The 24494-nt window shown below is 36.6% G+C and carries 23 protein-coding genes and 1 pseudogene; 20 read left to right on the forward strand and 4 right to left on the reverse strand.

Annotation, left to right across the window (positions count from 1 at the left end):
* Positions 1 to 381: 381 nt before the first annotated feature.
* Entirely contained in the window at positions 382 to 1512 is a 1131-nt protein-coding gene (locus I6L31_RS17710) for a hypothetical protein (RefSeq protein WP_005005771.1), read from the forward strand.
* Between the two features lie 7 nt (positions 1513 to 1519).
* Positions 1520 to 2032 (forward strand): hypothetical protein, encoded by a 513-nt coding sequence (locus I6L31_RS17715; protein ID WP_005005767.1) that lies wholly within the window; start codon positions 1520 to 1522, stop codon positions 2030 to 2032.
* A 65-nt stretch (positions 2033 to 2097) separates the two neighbouring features.
* Here the strand turns inward: I6L31_RS17715 and I6L31_RS17720 are convergent, their stop codons facing one another.
* Positions 2098 to 2751 carry a hypothetical protein gene (locus I6L31_RS17720; protein ID WP_005005764.1) on the reverse strand — a complete coding sequence of 218 codons (654 nt, stop codon included), beginning with the start codon at positions 2749 to 2751 and terminating at the stop codon, positions 2098 to 2100.
* Positions 2752 to 2915: 164 nt separating this feature from the next.
* Between I6L31_RS17720 and I6L31_RS17725 the strand changes: the two genes are divergently transcribed.
* The 6 genes from I6L31_RS17725 to I6L31_RS17750 all read left to right on the forward strand — a co-directional run bounded on the left by I6L31_RS17725 (position 2916) and on the right by I6L31_RS17750 (position 6525).
* Positions 2916 to 3338, forward strand: coding sequence for a hypothetical protein (locus I6L31_RS17725; protein WP_005005760.1), 423 nt, complete (start codon positions 2916 to 2918; stop codon positions 3336 to 3338).
* A gap of 5 nt (positions 3339 to 3343) precedes the next feature.
* Positions 3344 to 3853: a hypothetical protein gene (locus I6L31_RS17730; protein ID WP_005005759.1), complete on the forward strand. Its 510-nt coding sequence runs from the start codon at positions 3344 to 3346 to the stop codon at positions 3851 to 3853.
* A gap of 9 nt (positions 3854 to 3862) precedes the next feature.
* Positions 3863 to 4351, forward strand: coding sequence for a hypothetical protein (locus tag I6L31_RS17735; protein ID WP_005005757.1), 489 nt, complete (start codon positions 3863 to 3865; stop codon positions 4349 to 4351).
* On the forward strand, positions 4344 to 5123 hold the full coding sequence (locus I6L31_RS17740; RefSeq protein WP_005005756.1) for a M48 family metallopeptidase: 780 nt from the start codon (positions 4344 to 4346) through the stop codon (positions 5121 to 5123). The genes I6L31_RS17735 and I6L31_RS17740 overlap by 8 nt, the downstream gene beginning before the upstream one ends.
* Before the next feature lie 15 nt (positions 5124 to 5138).
* Positions 5139 to 6038 carry a hypothetical protein gene (locus I6L31_RS17745; RefSeq protein WP_005005753.1) on the forward strand — a complete coding sequence of 300 codons (900 nt, stop codon included), beginning with the start codon at positions 5139 to 5141 and terminating at the stop codon, positions 6036 to 6038.
* Positions 6039 to 6225: 187 nt separating this feature from the next.
* Positions 6226 to 6525, forward strand: a complete 300-nt coding sequence (locus tag I6L31_RS17750; protein ID WP_005005752.1) for a hypothetical protein — start codon at positions 6226 to 6228, stop codon at positions 6523 to 6525.
* Positions 6526 to 6700: 175 nt separating this feature from the next.
* Here I6L31_RS17750 and I6L31_RS17755 read toward each other — a convergent pair whose 3' ends face one another.
* Positions 6701 to 7063, reverse strand: coding sequence for a hypothetical protein (locus tag I6L31_RS17755; RefSeq protein ID WP_005005750.1), 363 nt, complete (start codon positions 7061 to 7063; stop codon positions 6701 to 6703).
* 60 nt (positions 7064 to 7123) lie between these two features.
* Here I6L31_RS17755 and I6L31_RS17760 point away from each other — a divergent pair, with 60 nt between their 5' ends.
* Positions 7124 to 7870, forward strand: a complete 747-nt coding sequence (locus I6L31_RS17760) for a hypothetical protein (protein ID WP_005005749.1) — start codon at positions 7124 to 7126, stop codon at positions 7868 to 7870.
* 99 nt (positions 7871 to 7969) lie between these two features.
* On the opposite strand, the gene I6L31_RS17765 is transcribed toward I6L31_RS17760, so the two are convergent.
* Positions 7970 to 8323: a hypothetical protein gene (locus I6L31_RS17765; RefSeq protein ID WP_005005748.1), complete on the reverse strand. Its 354-nt coding sequence runs from the start codon at positions 8321 to 8323 to the stop codon at positions 7970 to 7972.
* A 74-nt stretch (positions 8324 to 8397) separates the two neighbouring features.
* Here I6L31_RS17765 and I6L31_RS17770 point away from each other — a divergent pair, with 74 nt between their 5' ends.
* The 8 genes from I6L31_RS17770 to I6L31_RS17805 all read left to right on the forward strand — a co-directional run bounded on the left by I6L31_RS17770 (position 8398) and on the right by I6L31_RS17805 (position 21682).
* Positions 8398 to 8916 carry a hypothetical protein gene (locus I6L31_RS17770; protein WP_005005747.1) on the forward strand — a complete coding sequence of 173 codons (519 nt, stop codon included), beginning with the start codon at positions 8398 to 8400 and terminating at the stop codon, positions 8914 to 8916.
* A 90-nt stretch (positions 8917 to 9006) separates the two neighbouring features.
* Positions 9007 to 10329 carry a hypothetical protein gene (locus I6L31_RS17775; protein WP_005005746.1) on the forward strand — a complete coding sequence of 441 codons (1323 nt, stop codon included), beginning with the start codon at positions 9007 to 9009 and terminating at the stop codon, positions 10327 to 10329.
* A 1-nt stretch (position 10330) separates the two neighbouring features.
* On the forward strand, positions 10331 to 11098 hold the full coding sequence (locus I6L31_RS17780; protein ID WP_005005745.1) for a hypothetical protein: 768 nt from the start codon (positions 10331 to 10333) through the stop codon (positions 11096 to 11098).
* 6 nt (positions 11099 to 11104) lie between these two features.
* The gene (locus I6L31_RS17785; RefSeq protein WP_005005744.1) at positions 11105 to 11488 is read left to right on the forward strand and encodes a hypothetical protein; all 384 of its coding nucleotides are present in this window, start codon (positions 11105 to 11107) and stop codon (positions 11486 to 11488) included.
* 18 nt (positions 11489 to 11506) lie between these two features.
* Positions 11507 to 13147, forward strand: coding sequence for an LPD1 domain-containing protein (locus I6L31_RS17790; RefSeq protein ID WP_005005743.1), 1641 nt, complete (start codon positions 11507 to 11509; stop codon positions 13145 to 13147).
* Positions 13148 to 13375: 228 nt separating this feature from the next.
* Positions 13376 to 14182 carry a hypothetical protein gene (locus tag I6L31_RS17795; protein ID WP_010591556.1) on the forward strand — a complete coding sequence of 269 codons (807 nt, stop codon included), beginning with the start codon at positions 13376 to 13378 and terminating at the stop codon, positions 14180 to 14182.
* Between the two features lie 933 nt (positions 14183 to 15115).
* The gene (locus I6L31_RS17800) at positions 15116 to 20302 is read left to right on the forward strand and encodes an AAA domain-containing protein (RefSeq protein ID WP_171518569.1); all 5187 of its coding nucleotides are present in this window, start codon (positions 15116 to 15118) and stop codon (positions 20300 to 20302) included.
* Between the two features lie 3 nt (positions 20303 to 20305).
* Positions 20306 to 21682 (forward strand): hypothetical protein, encoded by a 1377-nt coding sequence (locus I6L31_RS17805; protein WP_005005738.1) that lies wholly within the window; start codon positions 20306 to 20308, stop codon positions 21680 to 21682.
* A gap of 145 nt (positions 21683 to 21827) precedes the next feature.
* Here I6L31_RS17805 and I6L31_RS17810 read toward each other — a convergent pair.
* Positions 21828 to 22022: pseudogene (locus I6L31_RS17810) on the reverse strand (IS5/IS1182 family transposase); the annotation flags it as partial.
* 85 nt (positions 22023 to 22107) lie between these two features.
* On the opposite strand from I6L31_RS17810, the gene tnpA reads away from it, so the two are divergent.
* The 3 genes from tnpA (at position 22108) to tnpC (ending at position 24481) form a co-directional block, all read left to right on the forward strand.
* On the forward strand, positions 22108 to 22491 hold the full coding sequence (gene tnpA, locus I6L31_RS17815; RefSeq protein ID WP_005006377.1) for an IS66-like element accessory protein TnpA: 384 nt from the start codon (positions 22108 to 22110) through the stop codon (positions 22489 to 22491).
* Positions 22488 to 22823: an IS66 family insertion sequence element accessory protein TnpB gene (tnpB, locus tag I6L31_RS17820; RefSeq protein WP_005006379.1), complete on the forward strand. Its 336-nt coding sequence runs from the start codon at positions 22488 to 22490 to the stop codon at positions 22821 to 22823. Before tnpA ends, tnpB begins: the two co-directional genes overlap by 4 nt.
* A gap of 74 nt (positions 22824 to 22897) precedes the next feature.
* Positions 22898 to 24481: an IS66 family transposase gene (gene tnpC, locus I6L31_RS17825; RefSeq protein WP_219349275.1), complete on the forward strand. Its 1584-nt coding sequence runs from the start codon at positions 22898 to 22900 to the stop codon at positions 24479 to 24481.
* The last annotated feature ends 13 nt before the right edge of the window (positions 24482 to 24494 follow it).

Here is a 24494-nt window from a genome sequence, read left to right on the forward strand (position 1 = left end):
ATATCTACCAGAAACCCTCAATACTCCATCATATATATTGCAAATCATCATATTCATTTTATGTTTTTCTTCACTTCTGTATGCGATAAACAAAATGTTTGATGAAAAGTATATCCCTACACGCAAAGAAATCTATCTATTCCTTATCTCTTTTACTATCAATAGTTTATCAATGTTTAATTTTTTAGCTACCAAATAACACTGTAATACCAAGTTCCCACCGTAGCCTAAGCAAAAGTTACCTGTTTTTTTGGGTTTTAAAAGCAGTGAACAAGGGCAGAATTAAAACACAAAAAAATAAAATTAATAGTTTTAAAAAATATTTTTTAAAACTAAATCAGTGATAATATGTAACCAACGTTAAGTTTAAGAAAGTATATTATGTCTGATATTCGCAGCATCTATTTTTACGGTAATAATAAAAGCATCAAATTGGGTAAAAACCCAATCTTAAATACTGTCTTTGAAATTTTTCCAGCCACTAAAACCCCTTTAAAGCGGATTCTTAATCATAACCACCAGTGGGTTAGTAATTGCGCTTTTTACGTGCCTAACGATGTGAAAAGTGAATGGGTTAAAACGGTAACACTTTCAATTTTGACAATCTCAATTATGGCTTCCTTCCGTAATGCAATTGCACAGCAAAAAGGGTTGTCACCAAACGATGAAGCACTTGATGAAGAGGTAGAGAACCTTGTGCCAGATTCGTTATTCAATTCTGCTATTGAATTATCGGATCTTAAAAAAAGTTTATTAGAAGTTCTGCCAAATTTAATGAGCGAATACCTTGCACAAAACTTTGGTGAATACGAAAGCATTATTACAAACGGTGTAGCTAAGCTTTTTATTGATAACCATGAATTTTTGGATAAGCAACTTGATTCTGATGCTGGAACAGATAATCAGATTTCAATGTTAAATTTTACTGACAATGCAGATGAATTATTTCACACAACAAACTATATTTTAGTCCGTATTGCTGATTCAAATGAAAACTTGAAAATCAACTTTACTAACAGCAAACCACATGCAGAACACTTAGGCCGAATTCTGCATACATTGTTGGGGGATGAAAGTTTTGAGATCTCAAAAGGTTCAATTGAGATACCTAATGACGAAGATGGCCAAGAAATTTTCATCTTTGAAAAAGAAACGAACTTTATTGATTTTTACAATTCATTATTGCTGGAAGTTAGTTTTTTTCTAGATCATGCAACAGTCTTAGAGCATATAGAAAAGTATGCACCAATTAACCAAACACTAAGCAGTTTGAGTGAGAATTTAGAAAAGAATATTAACTTTGTCATTTCTTCATTCAAAGAAACTCGCGATCTATCTGCATATTTAGAAAGCCGTGCTCAAATCATAGGGTTAATTCATGAAGCTGCACAAATCGCCAGCATTGAAATACAGCCAGTTGCTCAGGCTAAGGACCTTAAATCGTTAATTGAATCGCATCACCTGGTTACTTTTAATGATAAAGACACCTTTAAACAATTTAATTTATTTTGAGGTGAATATGAAATTTGTTATTAAAAATGGCATTGGTACACGTAAAGTCGAAGTGGATCTCGCATTAGATATACCATTGGTGCTACAAAAATCCATTTCTGTAATTGAGTATGAAGATTTCTTTAAATATTTTAGTGAGCAACATTTTCACATTTGCAAATTTAGAACGTTGAACTTTAAAGATAATAGCGTAGAGGGAAGTAGTAAGGAATTAAATCGCTTTATCTGGCTTGCTATGGCACATCAAGCTTATATGGAGCGTAAAGCTTTACTACCAAGTAAATATATTGCGGATCTAGAAGCTTCAATTTCAAGCATGTTTAATTTAGAGAGCGAATCGCGAGAATGGTACCGAGCTATTCACAAAGCCATAGATGCTTACCTTAAATCACAATTTCCTGAAGCAATAGAGTTTTTACCTTCCAACATTGCACCACTGGATGAAGTGACTAAAATTCTTATGCAAGAAGTACAGCCAGTGATACCAGTTGCAGACGAGCCAGCGAAGCTTTATAGCTGATTCTAGAAATAATTAAGACATAAAAAAACCATCTAAAAATTAGATGGTTTTTTTTGTTTGTGTTTTTATAATTTTGCGAATACTTCAGGATTGTCATTCATAAACTGTTCAATGAAATCATTGTCTAATTCGACATGTTTTGGAAGCTTCTCATGTTCACGAACAATGGATTTTATAGATTCAATATTTTGCTGATTGAAAACAGGTGTTGTACGGCTCTTATAGCCAGTATCAGCCATCGCATAGCGATCATCAAACATACCTGAAGAGGTATTAGAATCGACTTCTGAGTCGCTTATAGATAGTGTTAAGTTGCGGTCTTCAGCTAACTTTAAAATGAATTCGTCAGAGATAAAGTTACGTAGCTCATGCAGCATAGATTCAACTTTATTGTGTTTAAAAAGCACCTTTGCAATTGAACGACAAGATAAGAAACCTTTTGTGATGTTTAGATCTAGTAATTTTTGAGGAATGATTGGATCGCTTTTCTTGTTGCTATTCGCGATCTGTTCAACTTCTTCATCAGTCATAGAAGCTATAATGTTTTTAAAGAAATTGCCATATTGAAACTTTTCAATTTTCTCCAGCATTGTCACTTGTTCTGTATCTAATAAGCAAAAAGAAATAGGTTTAAGCTTGCGTTGGTCGGTTTTGCTTAAACTGCCATTTTGGTTTAAGCGGTTCTCTTTGGTTTTAGCGTTAGTTTTAGAGTTAGTCATTTTAAACACCTTTCAATATGTTTTAAACTTTGGTTAATACCAATAATCATATTATAAGTGGTTTTAGCTAAAATACAAAAAATGAACATTTTGTTTTTTTAAAAAAATCTTTTAAATGTTTTTCGTATATACTATAAGAATATCTATCTTAAAAGGTATAACTCGTGATTAAAACTGATACAGGCGATACGGTTGGAGGGGGTTTAACGAATCCTCAGGATGAAGTTCTAGCATTGTTAGAAGAGTGCTTAAACTCTGAACAATATACAGCTCGTATTACTTATATTTGTGAAGATGGCGGTCAATTAGTAGGTAAAAAGGCAGCTTTAAAGATTTTAAAGGAACAAGAGGACAATGGTTTAATGCTGGTTCCAATACCAGTCTTAGGAAAACAACTAAGAGTCTGGAGTGGTTTAAGTAAAACCAAAATGTCTAGTCACACAGGATTGTACAACAATATACAGTGGTCAAAGTTTGAAAGTGGCGAAAAGTTAATAACAAAGCAAGCGTGGACATTACTTCAACTTAGACTTGGGGTTCATCCAAAATACAAATTGGTTTTAAAAAATGAATTAGATGTCGAGTGAATTATATGTTAGTGAAATTAGCCCTTAGTGGTCATGCTTCTCCAGAAGCTTTAAGTAAATTTGAACGTATCAAAGCGTATGTGCCAGATAGCGCACCTGTTTTGGTCACATACTTTAATAAACAAGTTTTATTAAGTGATCTACTGGTTAATTTTTCTAATTTTTTACCATCGCTCGAAATCACAAAAGATAAAGACATGCTGGTTACGATTAGAGGAAATGAAACACCTTTAGTCGAATTTATTGTCAATTTAAAACTATACAGCATGAAATTAGGCAAACTTTTCTTTGAATTTGAGAATCAATTTAAAGAAAAAGAGCAAGACTTTAAGGGCTTTATTAAACGTCACAAACTTAAAGGTTTTGATCATGCCAATTTTGTTAATTACGTGAAACTAGGTGCATATGATAGTGCTTTAGACATTATCAAACACCAGTACGAAAGCGTTAAAAAAACATTCTTTGTACTGTTTAAAGATCGTTTCACCCTATTAGAAAGCAAGGGTTTTATTTAAGGATATTCTATGGAAATGTTAGATCCATCAAACACAAACCCTGGGCTCTTTTTAGTCATAATGGCTACGGCAATTGGTACCATACTTTTTGGTTTTTTAATTGTCGCTTTAATTGCACGATATAAGTTCAAGATTAGAGTTACGGTATCTAGTTTTATAGCTGCAGTTACTTTATCTGTATTTAGCTTTATATGCTTTGGTTCACTTGGTCCGATGGAACCTAAATACAGTACTTCAGTTGTTCAGCTTTATGCGTTGGGCTTACTGGCTGGTACTTTAATATTAAATATAGTTCTTCTGAAATTATTCAGCCCTAAAACTATTGAACAGTTAGCTTTGAAAGGTTTTAATAAGTCAGAAAATGAACAAAAAGAGCATTACAAAAACATCTTAAAAGAGTTTAAATGTATTACTGATTTGGAAGATAAAAACAAGCTTAATAAGCGCAGTTTTAACTTGTTAAATGTTTTTAAACATAAAGGAAAACAAAATGTTTGATTTTAAGATGAAATCTTTGTGTGTTTTGGCTGTTGCCGGATCTCTTTTAACTGGTTGCGTATCTAGTACTATTGATGGAATGGGTTCTAAACGCAAACAAATCATGTTGTATTCTGAAAAAGAATATCTTCAGCAAAGTACTCAGTCTTACAACAACATCATCACGACTGCTAAACAGCGTGGATTGATTGTGAATAACGCTCAAGTAAATAGAGTAGCAAAACGTCTTATCGCACAAGTTCCACATTATCGAGCTGACGCAGCAAATTGGAATTGGGAAGTTAATACAATCCGAGATAATGAAATCAACGCGTTTTGTCTATCTGGAGGCAAGATCGGTGTGTTGACTGGTTCTATCACAAAAATTAATGCAACTGATGATGAATTGGCTGCACTGATCGGCCACGAAATTGCACATGCTTTACGTGATCATGGGCGTGAAAAGGTAAGTAAAAAGCTTTTAACTGGTTTAGGTGTGCTTGCAGCTAGTTCGGCTGGTCTTGGTGACATGGTTGTATCTGGCACAAGTTTACTAGGCGATTATGGGGTTAACTTACCTGGTTCGCGCAAACTTGAAAGTGAAGCGGATCTTCTAGGTGTTGATATTATGGTTCGTGCTGGTTACAACCCACAGGGCGCAGTCAGCTTTTGGAATAAAGTAGTAGCCCAAGAAAAACAGGGCACTAAAATTGATTTCTTATCAACGCATCCTACTTCAGAAAAAAGAATTGTAGCGATCCAAGAATACATCAACCAAAATTACAGGAAATAATATAAGGAGCTGGTTATGGATATTTACACAGTTATCCGAGTGAGCAAAAAGTTGTTTGACCACGGTTATGTTGTAATACCAGAACACAAAGTAGATTTTAAATCGGCTTTACTGCTCTTAAATGAACAAACCGTTGATGATCGATTTCTAATATCTAAAGATATAGTAGGTGCTGAAATCAGAGGGAATTTTGCCTTAATTGAAAAGGAGGGGAAGTTTCAATTGTTTACCAAAGGAATAGATTACTTTTGTTTGAATGTTGAGCCTGAAAAATCCAGTACTGATCCTAAACCTGAAAAAGAGGTAAAAAAGAGTAAAGTAGTTCTCAAAAACCGTTATTTATATAAAAGTGGCGTGAAGAAGATAGGGGAGCTGGACACGTACAAGAAAAGAAGCGTCAAGATTACGAATGTAGGAAAACCATTTGTACTAAAACAAAAATTGCATGACGTTCCAGATTGGCTTTTTGAAAAGCTAAAAGACCAAGATGTATGTTGGATCTATTTTGAATATGCTGAAGAACAATTATCAGAGGCACCAATAGAAACTGCACCAATCAATTTAAAAAGTGACATTGAAAGTTGTGTTAAATACTTTAAGTTACATGGTGAAAAAACAAGAAAAAAACCAATTATCAATGCTGAAGCACCAGGTAACGTAAACCTATTCAGATATTGTGATTTACGGCGCATTGATCAGGAATTAAAAGTCTTATTTGTTTGTAGTGAAAACTATCTTTGGTTACTGGAACAAAATAGACAAGATCCACTACCTAACATCAAATTAAACAATATTAGTTTTGGCGGTTGGATCATTCCCAAGACGACAAACCAAGATATGTTGAATAAGCTAATAATGTTAGATAAAGAATTAAAAACGAATCCAGATGCTTATCTTCTAAGTGTACGAGAGTAAAGTACTCTCGTACAATAACTATTGTAATGCTACTAATTAAGTTGCTTAAATCTAAATAATTAAACATAGCTGCAAACATGAATCTCAATTTTTTATTCGGCTTTATCATAATTATTGTTGGCGGTGGTGCAGCAATAGTTGCGCTTCGTTCAATGTTAGAAAATGAAATTTTTATGAAGGATAGTATATGGCTATGAATAATTCTAAATTCGATAAATACTTATTGCGCTCATTTTTAAAAAATACTGGACTTGCAATAATTTCAATTAGTGCAATAGCATTGGTTATATTTGCATGTTATGTGGTTTATATAGGAATAGGAAAAGCATCAACTTATGTATTCAATAACTTTGTACTAACTCTAAAAACTATTGGCTATATCGTATTATTTTTAATCGCTTTAAATTTAGTTATCTGTTTTATTGAAAATGTTATCAAAGAAGCCAATCAAAAAAGGAGTGAAGATAGTTCAGAAGATAATGTATGAGGGTAATAAAAAGTATCATACTGGCTTACTCTCAACACTTTGATTTTTTGGTCTTTATCTCCATCAAGTGTATTTTCTAAAATATAGTATGAATCTTTTACCCTCATACACTAAGGGGTTAAGAAAGGTTTCGGCAAGAAACGCCCCTCAACAAAACACCTACGATAAAAAAGTTTTAGTGATCGTGGTGATCTGTATCAATTACGTCATTATTGTTTGCATTAAACTTAGCCTGCTCTTTATAAAAATTATAGTCGGCATTGTCGTATACAAGCTCTTTTGGGTAAGGGATACCCATTTCATCAAGCTTTAAAGCGTAATAATGCGGTATTGGCTTGGTTGGATTGAAGTATGGTTCAGGGTAGTACTGAGTAACGACTTTAGCGGAGTAGGAATTAACGAGTTGATCTACATCGCTTTCTATTGTTTTTTGTTGGTCATTGTAATAAGAGTCAACAAGCTCTTTGTCTGAGTGGCTTGCTGCACAACCTGAAAATATTAAAGGTATTAAAATAGCGATAATTCTATAATGTTTCATTTTAAATAGGCCCAGGTGTAGTGTATATTTAATGGAACGTTAAAATACTTTTGATTATACATGACTTTTAAAGATGCTGTAACACCACCTTTTAGCAGAGGAAAAAGAGAACATAAGTTCTTGGCTAAAATGTTAAAATCTGAAAAAGATAAGATTAAGCTTTATACCAAAAGTTTAAGAAAAATTACTTTTAATGAGCTTTTAATTAGAGCAACTTTAATTTTAGTTGTGGTTTTTGCGTTAAGTTTTTGTATCTTTGGCGTATACCTATCTTTGAACGGTTTATTCTCAAAAGATGTGCATTTAGGAATGATTGGCATTATAGGTGATAGTAGTAGAATAATATTATGTACCATCTCAGCTATATTGTGCGCGGTTACAGCTTTCAAACTGTTTAAGAAAGCAAAAATTGACTGGAAAGAACATCAGTCATCAAAACGATATGCCAAAGCAATAACGAAAGAGTACCAGTCATTAAATAATTTGATTTTGGAACAGATTAAACAAGATAAAACAGGCAGTTATTGGCTGAACAGCAAAGAGATCCTGAGCATAACAGAGCAATACGAAGATAACATAAATGAAAACACAAAAGATTATCTGGTAAGTTTTACGCAAGATACGACTAAAAAGTATGTTAGGTTTTACATATATAATAATTCGCATATCTCTAATGGGTATACCAATGTTTTACATATACACTCGACTACTTTAACAATTTATTCACACTGTCTAAGTTATTCGGATTCGTTGAGTGTTAAAGACCTTTTAGATATTTCTGTTAAAAGTATTTGCATAAATTATTAGTTTTACTATAATACTTTTAAGAACAAAATTTAAATGTTTCTTACGACATTAAAAGAATGGGAGGCTTATAGCTTCCCATTTTTCTTTTTAAAATAACTATTATTTTTCTAAAACATCATTTGCCTTTTTCTCAAAACCCTTAACTTCTGCTAAAAGTTCTTCATTTTGGGCCATTGTGTCAGTAAAGGTCTGTTTCGAGAATTTAATGAATTCCAATGCATCATTGATCGATTGCTCTTTGCTTGGCTTCACGTACTTCGGGAGCTTATTGAATTCAGTATCCACATTTCTTTTGATCGCAGAAAAGTCTTTATCAAGCGACTCGAATGCTGCACTGGTTGACTCAAGCTGTATACGTTCAGAAACTCTATGGTCGATGTTTTGGAACACCAGGAACACACATACAAAAACTAAACTAGCAATTAAACTATTTTTTAGAACAACTGTATCCATTTTAAAACCCTTTAACATTTCTTTGATATTTTTAGTATAATCACTTTAATGTCTTTAAAATTTTTTTAAAAAATATGTCTAAAGCCTCCAACGTTGAGCTCTTAAACTTTTATAGTCTTGTTAAAGTACCTTTTAAATATGCTCACAAAGAGGTGTTGTTCTCCATTTCTATTTTATATTTTAACGGTAAAACTAAATCATACGTTCATTATCACAAATTTGAAGATGAAGAATTGCAGACTGTTCTAGGGTATGTGGTTTCGGAGAGTCTGGCGTGGACCTTTGGATCTTTGAAAACTGATAAATTCACTGTTAATCAGAATTTTATTTTCAATACTGTGCAAGAAGTGGAAAAAAGCCTTAAAGAACAAATAAATGCTTTATATAAAAGCACGGGTATAAATGCTAAGTTTTCCATGCAATATGCCTTAAAGGATAAGCCATCTGCAGAAAACAACGACTTATTAGAGAAGATATTTGCGATTGATAAAATGCTACCATTTGCTTTTACATTTAATAATAACGGCGGTTATGAAGTTGCATTAAAAGAATGTTCGTTAAAACTAATTAATGATATTGGGTTTTTCGCTTAAAAGTCCTTAAACTATTAAATACCACTTCATTAATACTTATTTTTAATTATAATGTGGGGTATTAGTAGTTTTAAGTTAGGTCATTAATTAGTGAATAAGAAAACCCTTACCATAGCGATATTGTCAGTTTTGCTATTTGGTTGTGATAAGTTAAAGCCTTCAAATACTGATACTGCATCTCAAGAAGAACAAATAGATCCCATTGAAAAGAAAGTTGAGGAACAAGTTCGCAAATATGATGAACGTGTTACCACTTACAATCCATCTAACTACAAATTACCTCAATCAAGCCTTTCTACCACCAGCCACAAAGTAGCGTGTAATTTTGGTGTAGGGGGAGATCTACCAGCTTTGGCATCAAATGGCATGTTCTCACAGCCGTTATATCGTATTGAAGCTGAGCAGATCATGGATAAAGTTCAGGGCGATGTGATGTATGCCCCTTATTCAATCGCGACATCTGTTGAGGGTGATGTTTTATATGAATCTGAAATTGATAGCTTTGATCGACAGTTAAATACATTACGAAGTTATCAAATTAAATCATCTGAACAAAATATCATTTCGTCATCTGGCTTTTACACCAATTCAAACAAAGCTGTTCGTATGGCACCTATCCGCAGTTACCCGGTTGCTTATGTGAAGCGCTTGGACGGCGATATTGTTTCTACATCTATGTTTAATGATGCATGCGACAAAGAAGTAGGTGTACGTAACTACAAATGGCGCGAAATTGATGTGTCGGGCAAACCATATGCAAGTTTAGCATCCACTGTATCTGAGCAAATTGTTCGGGTGAATCAGTTTGGCATGTTCACCAGTGCATCAAATTTTTACAGCTACTTCAGTAGTGAGTTTGGCAACTTCTTGGATGCAAATAACAAGTTTAGATCCGCATTGGAGAAATCAGGACGTTTCCCTAAAGGTTCAAAAATCTACGTTCCATCTGAGATTAAAACGACTGATGAAACACTGGTGATTACGAAGAACCCTGAGCTTGAAATTACAGACTTCCAAAAAGACAAGGTTTTAGAGGCATACAACAAAGAGGCCAAAATACGGAATCTTGGCCAGATCGTATTCAAGGTCTACAACCTCAAAAACAATACTGTTTTCTATACACCATGGAATGAAACCAAGCACCGTGAAGCGGTCGAGTTTGAACCTATTGTTGTTATCGATGGCAAGGCTTATTCAGCAGTTTGGCATGTTCCTAATACTTTGACATTCAATGATTCGACCAGTGCTGGAAACTTAACGTATTACAACGCTACGGCGCATAACGCATTCGTCAATGCTGTTAAAGGTATATACCAAGGTCAGCAAAGCATGGTTGGTACAGAGCACGAAGATGATACCGAATATTCAATGAAGACTGCAGTTGAATACCAGAAAGCCCAGGCAGAGAAATAATATGGAATTAAGCACTATTGAAAAGAATACCGAAGCTCAAGACATTCAATCTGATGCGTATGACCAGCGTGTACATTCAGTATTGATAGTACCTGAACATGCCCTAAAAAAAATTGAGTCGATGATTTTGGCTACTGGTCATGTACAAAGTGACAGTACCAATCTTTTAGAAGTTTTAAGGCCAATGCCTGAAGAATTCAGAAAAGACGTTGATAACACCGAATTTACAGAAAAAGAAAACGGCGACATCGGTGATGCAGCCGTGGTCATTGTTGATGGTTTGATTCACGACACAAAACGCGGTGTTTGGATCTCTCAAAATTGGGGTTGTGGTAGTCCTAAATTCACCAAGCTTATTCAGGCTGGAGCTGAGCCACCAATTGAACTGATTGCCAAAAATAAGGGGGATAAGTTTAGTGCGACTTTAACGCACGAATTTCAAAAAGCGTATGAGCGAATGGGTTATACCCAAAAACAGGTCGGTTATATACACATCCTATCAAATGGTACACCAACGACTTTCTTTAACTACCTGAGTGACGAATTGCTGTGCAAACTGGAATTCATATCAGTAGACAACAACCGTTTAAACGCCTCACAAACTAACTTTTATAGTGCCGTAGAGCGAGGATCTGTTTCAGATTGGGGAGTGAGCTATCACAGAAAACCTTTTAACTTAGAAAATTACCCGATCAATTCTCTATTGGTGTCGGGATTAACAATAACTTTTATTTTGTACCTGATTTACAGCTATCTCTTTGGAGCTTAATACCAAATGAAATATTTAAACAGAACATCTCAAGATCGCGAAAAACATCATTACTTTAATCAACAACAGGGCGACAATAGAAAACAGCACAATCCGAACCATCGTCACCACTCTATTAGCTTAAATGATGTATTTCGGTCGTTATTAGCCCTTACTCAACTAGACAAAGACATCCCGACATTGATCAAGCTTTTTGAAGAACAAGGGCTTGAAATATGCGAAACGCGTGTACGCACTTGGTCAACACCCGTGCATATCAACAATAGACCAATACCACACATTATTTTTGTTGGTTTTATGAATTTACTTGAGTGCATCAATGCTGAAGCAAAACTCAAAGATATTAATCTGTTTGATCTGTCAGAAATCTTGGACGATATACGCAACTAACAATTATGTGGTTTAGCTATGACTGAAGAAATAAATAGTAATGAAAAAAAAGATGGTCCTATTACGGATGTAGGTAAAAAGTTTGCTGGTGCACGTAAAGACAACCCATCACCAGACTTCTCAGGCAACATGAATGGAATTAAGTCTGACAGCCTAGTGACTAAAAAGGAATATTGGCAAAAGCCTGATTTTAGAGCTGATGCCCAATCTGGCCATAAACCTGTAAAACATGCACTATTATTTTCTTTGGTCTATGCAAACTTAACCAACAAGCCTTTAGGGGGCGGTTGGTTTAGCATAGGTCAAAAGCAATGGGATGATGCCTACATTGCTACGCTACACTTCTTAAAAAACAAATATGAAAGCTCACACTACGAACGTTTAGAACAACTGACAGACGACTTTAATGCGTACATGACCGTTAAGTTTGGTGCTGGACGAAGTGAAAAAGATATTTTAGAACGCTACTCAGCTGGACGACATACCAATCGCAGAGTTAAACACCCACTATCATTTAGTTCAGACACACGTTTACGCTTAAAAAACTTAATCCCTTTAGGATGGCCAGACGATCGTGTACTTGATACGGATAATTATGGTGCCAAAAAATTATTAAACACTGAGACTGGTCAACATAAGTGGTATGCCGTTAAATCCATTTCAGCAAAGCGGTTTCAAACACTAGATGATTGGACGGAATACGACACATTCAATGCAGCACTAGAAAAAGTAAAAACATTTTTTCAGCCAATTTTAGATGAACGAGTCATAGAACCCAAAAAAGGACGCGCAAAACCACCCAAAAGACCGCGCTACGACAGAGTTGAAGTGCGCGAGGGTAAGGACCATCGAAAGGGTGAAAACATCGATAGCCAGTTGCTTATGGACTATTTCAAATTTTCTGGAGTCGAGTTCGGCAATTGGGTAAATCAAAAGGAACGTGCATGGTTTCTGAATTGCACGTATGACTCACTAATGGATCTTGTCGAACTTCTAGGTCTACCCGTTACGTTCGCATCTTTAGGCGGTAAGCTAGGAATAGCATTCGGTTCGCGTGGCACAGGCGTTGATAGCGCAGCAGCTCACTTTGAACCAGGTAATATGCTTATTCATTTGACCAAGACGCAAGGTGTTGGAGCACTAGCCCATGAGTTCGCGCACGGATTTGATTGTGTTTTGGCAAAACGAAACGGACTCAATAATAACTTTTTTAGCGAATACTTTCTTTACACCAGTAAAGGGCGTTACTCAGTACAGAATCATCAAGAGTCAGCATACAAACATCTTAAAGATGGCCAGACTGCAGATAAGTTTATCAAGCTGGTTAATTATCTTACTTTTAAGTCAACCAAATACCTTGATTACGAAGAAAGACAAGGCGGTACGGGCTTTATGAATAACGCCATGCACCTAGATCAATCACGGTCAATGTATTGGTCACAGCCAACAGAAATCTTTGCCAGACTGTTTGAATGTTGGGTGACGGATAAGCTGGCTGAAAATGATCAACAAAATGGGTTTTTGGTGCACGGCACAGAAGAGTCGGCAAATAGTTGGAATATGAAGTTAAGCGCATATCCAACAGGCAGAGAACGGGCAATTTTAGTTGATTTGATGGATGATTGGCTAAAAGCATTAGTGAGGTCGTGGACGAAATGAATGCAATCACTAAGACCTCAAAAAAAGAACGGATCTTATTCAATAATCCCAAAGCAACACGACTTTACAGGGAAGCAATAACAGAGCTTATTGCGTTTAAACCTTGGGAAGTTAACGCCACTGAGAATATGCTTACGATCTGCAACACCTACCGCTATGTCGTGAATAAACGTTGTTGTTTAGGGTACGAGTTTTGGTGTTACGACCGAAGCGAAAAAGAATGGGTACGTGTTAAGCCCTCAAGCGGTCGCCACAACTATGGGAAAAACTGGTGCAAAACAAATGACAAAAACAATGGTCTACAAGGCAGTAAAACGAGCAGATTTTGAGTATTCAAACGCAGCGCGTGGATACGTGTATCGGGGAGAGAAAATATCTGATGCTGAAGCGGAAAAACTAAAGCATAAATGGGCTAAAAAAGACCTGATGGACAATGCAAAAAAAGATGGATCGTTCACACCAGAATCATTAGAAATGTTCAAAACCTTGGTGAATCATGTATCACCACGGGAGTTGACCGCCAAACAGCAAGCTTTGACATACCATAGCCTTAAACGCTACACAGATTGCGTATTTAACCTTTATGAAGTCACCGCTAAACAAACACCTCCAGCAAAACTAAAACGACCGTACAGCATGCCTAGACTGGATGGTACGGATAACCCTTGGAACCAAGGCAAACGAGAAAACGATGTCTATATATACAAGGGGATTGAGTACAAAGGCATTGAAGCGGAAACAGCAATGCATAAAGTGGTGATTGCATCAGAATTAACGGCAATTGCCGGATTGGATAATCAGTTAGCGAATCTGGCCAACGAAACAGGTGTAGCGTTGTTTTCAGAATTTATTGAAGTTGCACACCAGAACAATGATTTAAAGGATTTAACATATGTAGTTTTTGATTATGTAAAACATCTAATTGTGACGATTGATCGCTATTTTGATTTAAAACTGAAATCTAACGTGTCGGTCAGTATTTCAGTGAACCGAGTAGCTGGCTATTCAAGGTATAGCATAGTTCAACGGAAATAGACGCACGAACGCAACCAGTGACATTACATGTGTCGTCAATGACAGCTTATGTGTCTCGAACGTGCACGTAATTTTGGATTGATTGGTTTGAATGCAGAAAATGTAAATTATGCAAAGTAACACCATGAATATAGCTGATGATTGTACGGTAGTACGTAGACCGTATCAAAGAATGACGACAGCTAACATGCTTAAGATTTGTTATAATAAACAAATTGTTAGTATCTAAACGACACATGAGCTGTCATTTTTTGGAAATTGCGACTACCCTATTCATTTTAATTCGAACTTTAACTTATGTTCACCTGAAGTCTAGTTAATAAAACTTTTAATAATTTTATTTATTATTTTCAATAACTTATATAAATAAAAAAATAATTATAAATTTTTGGTTCATGAACCTAATGAATTTATTGATACTTTTATAAAATAGAGTTAATTTGTCCGAGAGATATGGGTAGATATCTATTTTTGGTCTTTTTAGTGATTAGAGATATGACCATTGTCATCAAATTTTAAGGAATTCCTTAAGTTTTTTTCTTATAATTCAATAAAATAATTTTGAATACTCAAAAATTAAATGTAATATAAGTCACATTATGAACCGTTAAGTGAAATACGTTTTGCTTAAACGAATGATTGAGTTAGATCATCTAAATGATGATCGTGCTAGAAGACTCAGGTTTTACACCAAAATATTTGGCAGACTTTATTTTAAATACAATCCTAAACTGAATATAAAAAACCTTCGGAGGGCTTATTTGGCCAAACTAACCATCAACCTGAAAAAACTAAATTCTTACGCTAAGTATTTTTTCTAAAAGACACCGTACATATAGCATTACTTTATGTTAATAAAAATTTAGCATCATTTTTGACGCTTATTTGTTGTATGTGCAAAAGCAAGACATTTTAAATAAAGAATCTTTTAATATGAAAGTTACATATCCAGAGACAGGTATATACGAGCACGAACTCAAAGCAATTGATAAGATTAAAAAGGTCTTTGATCGTGGCGAAAAAACTAAAAACTGGCGAGCATATGCTGGTTTTGAATTTATGCATAAAAATGGAAAAAAAGCAGTAGCGAAAGGTAGTTCTGAGAAATTTGAATATGATCTCCTAATTATTACTCATGCAAACATTTTGGTCATTGAATTCAAGGACTGGAACGGTAAGGAAATTACAAAAGTTGCAGGAAAATGGTACGTAGGTAATAAAGAGCAAGATTCATGCCCTGTAGCTAAAAATGTAAAAAAAATGCAAATTATAGTTAATAAACTAAAGGATAAAGTTTCAGAAAAGAAAGCTAAGGGCATTACATTTCATTACCAAAGTGTTTCTCACTTTGTTGTCATGTGTGGTAAAGCAGATTATTCGCGCCTGCCTCCAGAAGATTTAGAGCACATTCTTTCGATAGATGAGTTTATACAATTAGCTCAACAGAAGAATTTTAATAATATGTTCCGCAAGCATCTGGAACGTGATGGTCGCATATATGATATTAAAAAAGAATATCACGCCATTATTGATGAAATTTTTGCGCCTGACCAAATTCAACCACGCTCTTTGATTATTAATAATCATGAACGAGGTGACTTGATCTTACCGCATCCTAAAAAGATTTATAGCGAGTATAAAGCGCATTCATTGACCATCGTTGGTGAAAAATCTTTAATGCGTTGTTGGGATTTTAATGAATTCAAGTTGAGTAACTCAAGAATGAGTCAGCCTCAACATCGATTCAACTTGATCTGCAATGAGCGCCGGGTTTTCCAAAAAATTAAAACAGAAAAGCCTGATCTTTATCAAAGTTGTTTGCACCCGATTACAAACCCAAGTCTTGATGACATGACATCAAAATATAATGAGTTGTATGAGTTGCCTGAGAACAGCTATCGAGTCAACGAATTCATCGGCGCTTATGCTGAGAAAATGTCTGAATCTGAGAAATTGGATTTATTCCAGATTTTGCTTGGTAAATTTAATCACCTACATCAAATGGGAATTACTCATGGTGATGTGGGTGATCATAGTGTGTGGATCTCTTATAAAAAGGAGATATTGCTATCCAATTTTTCGGCAGCAAATGATCAAACACAGCCCTCGAAAATTGACCCTGAACTGGCTAACGAACTCCCATTTTTGAATACAACAGCTCATCTTCCGAATCTTGCGCTGACAGCTGCACAAAAGGATGTGTATTGGTTAGGGCAGTTAATCCTTCATATTTGGAAGAATGCTCGACTGAGCCCACGTTCATTGAAAAAATTTAGTCTTGAGGAGCGAGATCAGAACCACTGGTTAGAGCGTATTTTAACACGAGCTTTGACAGGGAAATATGATAATGCATGTGCAGTATTCCAAGATTTCTTAGCTCAAAAACCTGCTGAACAAGTTAGTTATGAACTTGATGCAGATGTACTGAATCCATATTTAAATCAGACAAATACCTATATCAGTTACCCGATATTTGGCGCGCCTATTGATGCTAACCAAAATTTTACACTCTATGCATCAGGCAACATGTTAGTCAAAACATGGATGGGTAAAGTTGCATCTGCAATGACAACTTATCAAAAGAGTTGTTTTAAGCGATTCTTTGAAGAACTTAAAATGACGCAGGCTCTCAATTTGCCATACCTTCCTAAGATTATTGATTTTGGTTTATCAACTAGCACAGCATGTGTGTATCTAGTAACTGAAATGGTAAAGGGTGAAGCTTGGTCAACGGTTATTGAGGGCTTAACTGAGGATGAAAAAAATGAACTTTCACTTCAGTTATTGCATTCTCTGAAAAAATTTCATGAGCATGGCTTTCAACATGGAAACTTGGATGATGAAAAGATTCTAGTAGATAAAACAAACTTGAAAGTTAGTTTTAATGATTGCTTCCATCCTGAAGTACCACAACCTGATTCTTCTAATGCTTATTTCCCATCTGATATTGAAGATCCAACAGTCATTCAGTGTGACAACTTTACTGCATTGAAATTAATCGCAGATCTATACGATATAGACTTGGCTGTGGATGATGTGGCTTCAATGGATCCTACTTTATCCTGGCTAAATACAGCCTTGAGCATAGAAGGAATGGAAGATCCAAGTGTACGCTATATTGATAATTCTCGCTTTATAGAGGCATTTGAATGTAAGGGTGCTATTGTAAAAGAAGCTCCTCAGATTAGTATTTATACAAGTAAGGTTGAGACGCCCTTTACGATTTATCCCGAAAACGGCAAAGTTTATATCCAACTTGAGGCAGCAAGTGAGGGGGATTTTCGATTTACACTTAGCGGAATCAATGGCATGTTAAAAGGGTTTTATAAGCCCCATGAAAATCAATTAAGTTTCCTTGATTTTGTCAAAAAACAAGACCTGTGGTGGAAGGCTAGTAGGGATGCAGATCTGACTATTGATGTTAGCATTGAAGTCCACCCGATATCTGGGATGAGTAAGCGTGACAACATTGTAGAGTTAAATGACTTCTTAGCAAAAGATCAAAACTTTAAGGATGCTATTGAACAGTTTAAGCAAGCACAGCTCAAAAGGACTCAAGAGAAAGAGGAAACATTACGGGCTCTGCGTGAACAAAAAGCATTACAAGAAGAGATAGGCGATGTTATAGCTACTGATGAGCTTATGGCACAGCCAATGAGTCATCTGCCTACACATAGCCACTTAATTGATATTGAAACGAAAGAGTTGTGGAAAAAAGTCATGGCGACTGAGCGTCATGCACATCCTACAATCACTCTGTCTGAGCCGTTAAAGATAGTTTCGAGCAAACATTTTAAAGATTCAAAGAGTGCTATTGCATACTATGACTCTGCAGAAGATGTTTCAGCTAAATTTTCAAAGACCGATAAAGTCGATGTAATGTGCACTAAAGAAACTGGGGCGGGAGGTGATTACACTTTCTGCATAGGTACGGTGAATATTGCGCAATCAAAAGTCGGAGAATTGTGGATCGATTTTTGTAAAAAAACAAATGAAGTTCCTGAAGAAGCAACACTGTTTCTACAAAGCAAGGCAGATAAGTCATCTAATCGGAAACGTGCAGATGCTCTGACAAATATTCTGAGTAATAAGGCTGTCATTGAAAATCTCGTAGATTACTTTGAACCATCATTAGTGATTGAAGCAAAAGATTATGAGATTGAAGTGCCTGATGAAGATCTAGATCACTATAACAAATACAAAAATGGGGAATTGGTTAAAGCCCTCAATCCATTACAACGTAAAGCGTTCCGTAATGTGCTTAAGTATGGACCTGTATCACTATTAAAGGGACCACCAGGAACCGGCAAAACTGAATTTATCTCTATACTGGCTCACTATCTCTATGATAAACAAAATGTATCTAACATCTTAATTGTTAGTCAGTCGCACGAAGCTGTAAATACAAGTGTTGAGCGTATACGTCAGCTATGCACAGAGTATGACACACCATTAAGTATTGCTCGAATAAGCAATAAAGAGAGTGCTGTGTCTCCTGAATTAAAAGATGTCTATACAGGCTCAATTATTACGAGCCAGATAGAGCTGTTTAAGTCTAATATTAAAGAAAGAGTGCTTGAGCTTGCAAAAGATTTATCACTTGAAGCTGAATACTTGAGCGATCTTTATGAAATCAGAGTCACTATTTTAAATAGTCTTAAATCTGCGTATCAGTCAATCGACCAAGATGATCTTGATCAAAAGTTTAGTTTCTCATTAGAAGAGTATACCCAGGCTTTCAAATCAGCAATGCATAAGCTGAAGAGCATGTTTGACGGAAATCAAGACTTTTGGGATCAACTGGAAGACTGTATCAATGATAAAGAGATAACAGTATTAAACCAGTTAAATAAGATCGACATGATTACGTTCGCAGCACTTAATCAATACTACGGGGTATCTAATGAGGAAGGACTTAAAGCGAAAGCCTTGATCAATATTGCCCTAGATTATGAACCATTAATTGAAAGCCAAAATGCTAATTATGAAAGTTTTCTGGTCAAAACAAGGCAATTAGTCTGTGGCACATGCGTTGGTGTTGGCCAACAAAGTATTGGAATCGCCAATCACGTATTTGATTGGGTGATTATTGATGAAGCAGCACGTTCAATCGCTTCAGAATTGGCAATTGCAATGCAGTCAGGTGCACGTATTTTATTAGTTGGGGATCAAGACCAACTTCCTCCACTATATTCGAGCGATCATATAAAGGCTTTAGCTAAGCAACTTAAGATATCAGATGATGATTTGGAAGATAAATTACAAAGCGACTTTGGCCGTATCTTTAATTCACATTATGGACTAAAGGCTAGTTCAGAACTCTTGTCACAGTACCGAATGAGTCCGAGCATCGGCGAATTAGTTTCAGACTGTTTTTATGAAGGAAAACTTGAAACTGAAGTTGTCGATTCTCGTGGTTTAAGTGATGAAGAGCTGAAAGAAATTAAGTTAAAGCGGATTGTGCCTGATAACTATGCATCCGACATCGTAATAGAATTGAATTCAACAGTTACTTGGGTGGATACTGGGAATGCTGAGCATTTCAAAATGGAGAAAGGTAGTAGTATTTATAACCCACATGAAATTAATGAAATTATCGATTTTCTTCAGCGGATTGACCAAGACAAACTCTTGTTAAATAAATTAGTGCCAGAGCCTGATTCCCTTAAAGAGCCTGCTATTGGTGTAATTTGTACCTATGCTGAGCAAAAAAACCGGTTAAGAAAAGCCTTCTCTTTGTGTGAAGTGTCAGATGCATTGAGATCAATTGTGCGTATTGATACGGTGGATAGTTATCAAGGTAAACAGAATAAGATCATCATTCTCTCAGTTACGCGAAATGATCCAACTAAGTTTCCTGCATTTTTGAAGTCACCAAATCGTGTGAACGTGGCTTTATCTCGCGCAATGGATCGTCTTGTAATCTTTGGTGCGTCAGAAATGTGGCAAGGAGTCAACAGTAACTTACCTTTAGGACGCGTATTAAATTACATCAAGTGCCGTGAAAATCAGACTTTAGAATATCGATATATTTCAAAACGCGCCATTGTCAAAATAGTACAAAACAATCCGCACATTAATAAAAATAGATCAAAAAAATATAGAAAGGCAGGGGTATAACTCATGGAAAATTCACTAAGAAGCTATCATGACGTAGATGTTACATTGCCATCACAACTATTCAATGTGGCATTTAGCTATACCACAACAGATACCTTAGATTTTATTGATTCTATGGTATTGCGCCTATTGGTAATTGCACCACTTTCTGCTGAAAAAATAGCGCGGTTCTTAGGGTTATCTAATCATGAAACAGATGTGCTATTAACTAAATTATTAAAACAAATGCAGATAAAACATCTTGAAGATGATCGATTTGCTCTGACTCAGCGACTTGAGAAAGCATTCTCGGATGTTTGTGCAATTCCTTATGTAAATAAGATTGAGGACAATATTCAAAAGATGAGTTTTGAGATGATTGGCTTGAATCCTGAGCCAGTTAATCCCAACGCATCTGACAATGGGGCAAATTCAATTAAATTAGATGCTTCTAACCAATACCTTTCAAATGGTGAGTCTTTGGTTAGTAAGGAGTTTCAGAAAAATTTTCGATTTTATTTCAGCCAAGGATTAGTTAAGTTGAATCCATCAGTGGATGAAAAGAAGCTGCAACTGTATAAAATGAGCCAAGTGGAAAAATTGCGAGACCATTCTCGTCGTTTTACATTACCATTGACGCTTGATGAGAATTATACACCTACAGAGATTAGTGATTTTAATCACATGGAAAATCTTAACAAAATCGAAGATTCTCTTTACGCTGCTCTTAGATCAGCTAAGAAGCCACAAAATATTGAGGATATTCTAAAGGTACTCCATGAATTAGATATGGAGGATACTTTTTCAGTTGAATCTATTTTTAGCGAGAATAAGCTTAATTTAGATCGCTTATTTAAGCTAGAACACAAATCCAATGAATACTTTATCGGGCCAATATATTCTAAGGAAAATTCAGACCTGTTTTTCAAAACAATCAAACAATATCAAGACCAGAATAATGATGATAAACAGCTGTATTGGTTAGCTCCATCAGATGAATTTTGGGGTAAGTCAGATAGATTTAGTGATTTTATTGATCGTTTATCGACAACCACAATTACCAAAAACTTTAAATGCTTCTTACCAGTGGCATACAGAAATGATAAACAATCAATCGCAAGTTATAAAAAACTAATCACAGCTGAGGCAGGAGCCAAGCACTTTCTAACGTTTAAGGAAAGTAGTGTAGTTTTTGACGGTAATTTTGAGCTTTTGGTTATGAAAGACTCTTTTTGTGTTTTGATTATTCACGTTAGTGATTCATCCACAAATATTTTAACAACAGTGCCTGTGGGTATTATTGTCAAAAATAAGGCTATTGCCCAATCGTTTTATAAGTTTTTTGAAGACTTAGAGAACGATGGAGAGAACTTCTTTGGTTTATTAAATTCTAAAAAATAGAATAATCATCTTAAAAAGCTAGCAGATTTGCTAGCTTTTTTAAACTCAAATTAGAGTGGCAACAATCCAGACCAGACATTTCTACTTTGAAGTGGCTTTGTTGCACAAAGATTTGAAATGCAAAGCGCCCCTAATTGAGCCAAATTTAAGGCGTAACTTGGGTAAGTGGTCGACCTAATTCCGTAAATCTGTTAAGGACTGCTACACGTGCATGGATCTCATTCACTTGGCTATCAAAACTCCTTGCACTGAGTTTATCTCCTAATAATTTGATGCAATGCATCTTAGTTTCAACCAAACTTCGCCGATGATAGCCTGACCATTTTTTCCATAGTGTCCGTAAGCGTCCGCTGAACACACCTTATGAATTCATCCTATAAGCCTTAATTTAGTCCCCACTTAAAAACAAGTGGGGACTAAAATTCATGACTACAAATAACCAGACATCCATCGCATCTCTTGCGAAAAAACGAAGAACATACAGTGCTGAATTTAAACAGCAGATCGTTCAGGCTTGTAAAGCACCGGACGTTTCAATTGCTTCGGTCGCTTTGCAACATGGATTGAATACAAATCTTGTATCCAAATGGATTCGCTTAATTGATGGTAAGCCAGGGAATGATCGCTCACCACTACCGAATAAACCTGCATTTATTGCCTTATCTTGCTCTGCACCATTAGATCCTACTCCTACTGACATGTTAACGGTTCAAATTACTTTACCCCACTCAAAAGCAGAAATTGGCTTGAAATGGCAAGTATCAGAAATATCTGCTTTAGCAGAATTACTCAAGGCACTTGCAACATGATCAGCATTGATGAAATCTGGCTTTCTACCCAACCTCTGGATATGCGAGCAGGGATGGATACTGTCATGGCTCAGGTGGTGAGAGCCTTTGGCTACATTAAACCGCATTGTGCTTACCTGTTCTGTAATAAACGTGGCCATCGCATGAAAGTGCTGGTACATGATGGACTGGGCATCTGGCTGTGTGCCCGGCGGTTGGAACAGGGAAAATTCCACTGGGCGCAGGTTCACCAGGGTGAAAGCATGGCGATCAGTCCGGAACAGTTACAGGCATTAATCCAGGGTTTGCCCTGGCAGCGCATTGGACGACAGCAGGTGGTCACGATGCTCTAAACCAAGCTCGGCTATTCTGCCATCCTCCAAACGTTCTATTTCATTCTCTTCATGACCTCAGGCATACTGCGGTCATGAATACGCTGCCTGACTTAAGCCAACTGACCCATGAACAACTACTGGAATTCACCAGACAGTTGGCTCTGCAGCATCAGTCTCTGGCGCAATCAAATCAAGAATTGGATGCCAAAGTTCAACACCTCTCTGTTCTCACTCAAAAATACGAGCATGAACTGGCGCTGTTTAAAAAGCATAAATTCGGCAGTAAAAACGAACATCTCACCGCAAAACAAATCCATCTATGGGACGAAGCGGTTGAAGAAGATATTGCAGCGGTTGATCTGGAACTGGAACGACTGAATGCAGATAAAACCAATGCAGCTGCACAGAAAGCCCCAGTCAACAAACCTAAACGTCGGCTGTTGCCAGATCATCTACACACCCTCCGTATTGAGCATGAACCTGAATCAACCCAATGCAGTTGTGGCTGTACCTTGCGTCGTATCGGTGAAGATGTCAGTGAAAAACTGAATTTCAGACCGGCACAGTTCTATAAGGAACAGCATGTGCGTGGTAAATGGGTCTGTGATCAGTGTGACACTCTGACTCAGCAAGCGATGCCAGCCTATGTGATTGATAAAGGCATTGCTTCACCTGAATTGCTTAGCCATGTGCTGGTGTCAAAGTATGCCGATCATTTGCCTTTGTACCGTCAACGTCAAATCTTTCTACGCGCAGGTGTTGATCTGTCTAGATCAACGTTATCTGACTGGATTGGCCGCTGTGGGGTGGAACTGGAACCTCTGGCCAATGCCTTAAAACAGGTGGTACTGCAACAGCAGGTGATCCATGCAGATGAAACACCGGTGACGGTCATGCAGATGGGTGAAAATGAGAAAAAGCCCAAAAAAGGTTATGTCTGGGCCTATGCCAGCACACAGTACAATCCAGTTCAGGCAGTGATCTATGACTTTCAAGATAGCCGTTCTGGCCAGCATGCTGAAGACTTCCTGAAAGGCTGGCAGGGTCATTTGGTCTGTGATGATTACAGTGGTTATAAAGCACGCTTTAGATCAGGTCAGGTCATTGAGGTGGGCTGCATGGCACATGCACGTCGTAAATTCCATGAACTACATGTGACCAAGAAAAGTCAGGTCGCTGAACAGGCATTAGTGCTGATTCAGAAATTATATGCGATAGAAGCAGAATTAAGAAAAAAGACGGATGGTACAGCGGAAGACCGCTGCGAATACCGACAACAGCATAGTCAACCGGTCATGCAACAACTATATGAATGGCTCAACCAACATCAGCTGACGGTGCCATCGAGTTCTCCAACCGCCCGGGCGATCAATTACAGCCTAAAACGTTGGACTGCTTTAAGCCGCTATCTGGATGATGGCAATCTACCCATTGACAATAATTGGATAGAGAACCAAATGCGTCCCTGGGCCTTGGGGCGTAAGAACTGGCTATTTGCAGGTTCGCTGCGCAGTGGTCAACGAGCTGCCAATATCATGACTTTAATCCAGTCAGCAAAGCTGAATGGCTTGGATCCGTATGCCTATTTAAGTGATGTGCTGAAAAGGTTGCCAACACATAAAGTGCCCCAAATAGAAGAATTACTACCTCACCGCTGGAAACCTGAACCCCGTTAAAACTTGGCGATGG

The organism is Acinetobacter septicus (assembly GCF_019355975.1).
GTDB classification, from domain to species: domain Bacteria; phylum Pseudomonadota; class Gammaproteobacteria; order Pseudomonadales; family Moraxellaceae; genus Acinetobacter; species Acinetobacter ursingii.

Excerpts from the sequence above, each read along its gene's own strand:
- I6L31_RS17710 (WP_005005771.1), top strand. The coding sequence starts at position 382 with ATGTCTGATATTCGCAGCATCTATTTTTACGGTAATAATAAAAGCATC.
- I6L31_RS17715 (WP_005005767.1), top strand. The coding sequence starts at position 1,520 with ATGAAATTTGTTATTAAAAATGGCATTGGTACACGTAAAGTCGAAGTG.
- I6L31_RS17720 (WP_005005764.1), bottom strand. The coding sequence starts at position 2,751 with ATGACTAACTCTAAAACTAACGCTAAAACCAAAGAGAACCGCTTAAAC.
- I6L31_RS17730 (WP_005005759.1), top strand. The coding sequence starts at position 3,344 with ATGTTAGTGAAATTAGCCCTTAGTGGTCATGCTTCTCCAGAAGCTTTA.
- I6L31_RS17735 (WP_005005757.1), top strand. The coding sequence starts at position 3,863 with ATGGAAATGTTAGATCCATCAAACACAAACCCTGGGCTCTTTTTAGTC.
- I6L31_RS17740 (WP_005005756.1), top strand. The coding sequence starts at position 4,344 with ATGTTTGATTTTAAGATGAAATCTTTGTGTGTTTTGGCTGTTGCCGGA.
- I6L31_RS17745 (WP_005005753.1), top strand. The coding sequence starts at position 5,139 with ATGGATATTTACACAGTTATCCGAGTGAGCAAAAAGTTGTTTGACCAC.
- I6L31_RS17750 (WP_005005752.1), top strand. The coding sequence starts at position 6,226 with ATGGCTATGAATAATTCTAAATTCGATAAATACTTATTGCGCTCATTT.
- I6L31_RS17755 (WP_005005750.1), bottom strand. The coding sequence starts at position 7,063 with ATGAAACATTATAGAATTATCGCTATTTTAATACCTTTAATATTTTCA.
- I6L31_RS17760 (WP_005005749.1), top strand. The coding sequence starts at position 7,124 with ATGACTTTTAAAGATGCTGTAACACCACCTTTTAGCAGAGGAAAAAGA.
- I6L31_RS17765 (WP_005005748.1), bottom strand. The coding sequence starts at position 8,323 with ATGGATACAGTTGTTCTAAAAAATAGTTTAATTGCTAGTTTAGTTTTT.
- I6L31_RS17770 (WP_005005747.1), top strand. The coding sequence starts at position 8,398 with ATGTCTAAAGCCTCCAACGTTGAGCTCTTAAACTTTTATAGTCTTGTT.
- I6L31_RS17780 (WP_005005745.1), top strand. The coding sequence starts at position 10,331 with ATGGAATTAAGCACTATTGAAAAGAATACCGAAGCTCAAGACATTCAA.
- I6L31_RS17785 (WP_005005744.1), top strand. The coding sequence starts at position 11,105 with ATGAAATATTTAAACAGAACATCTCAAGATCGCGAAAAACATCATTAC.
- I6L31_RS17790 (WP_005005743.1), top strand. The coding sequence starts at position 11,507 with ATGACTGAAGAAATAAATAGTAATGAAAAAAAAGATGGTCCTATTACG.
- I6L31_RS17800 (WP_171518569.1), top strand. The coding sequence starts at position 15,116 with ATGAAAGTTACATATCCAGAGACAGGTATATACGAGCACGAACTCAAA.
- I6L31_RS17805 (WP_005005738.1), top strand. The coding sequence starts at position 20,306 with ATGGAAAATTCACTAAGAAGCTATCATGACGTAGATGTTACATTGCCA.
- tnpA (WP_005006377.1), top strand. The coding sequence starts at position 22,108 with ATGACTACAAATAACCAGACATCCATCGCATCTCTTGCGAAAAAACGA.
- tnpB (WP_005006379.1), top strand. The coding sequence starts at position 22,488 with ATGATCAGCATTGATGAAATCTGGCTTTCTACCCAACCTCTGGATATG.
- tnpC (WP_219349275.1), top strand. The coding sequence starts at position 22,898 with ATGAATACGCTGCCTGACTTAAGCCAACTGACCCATGAACAACTACTG.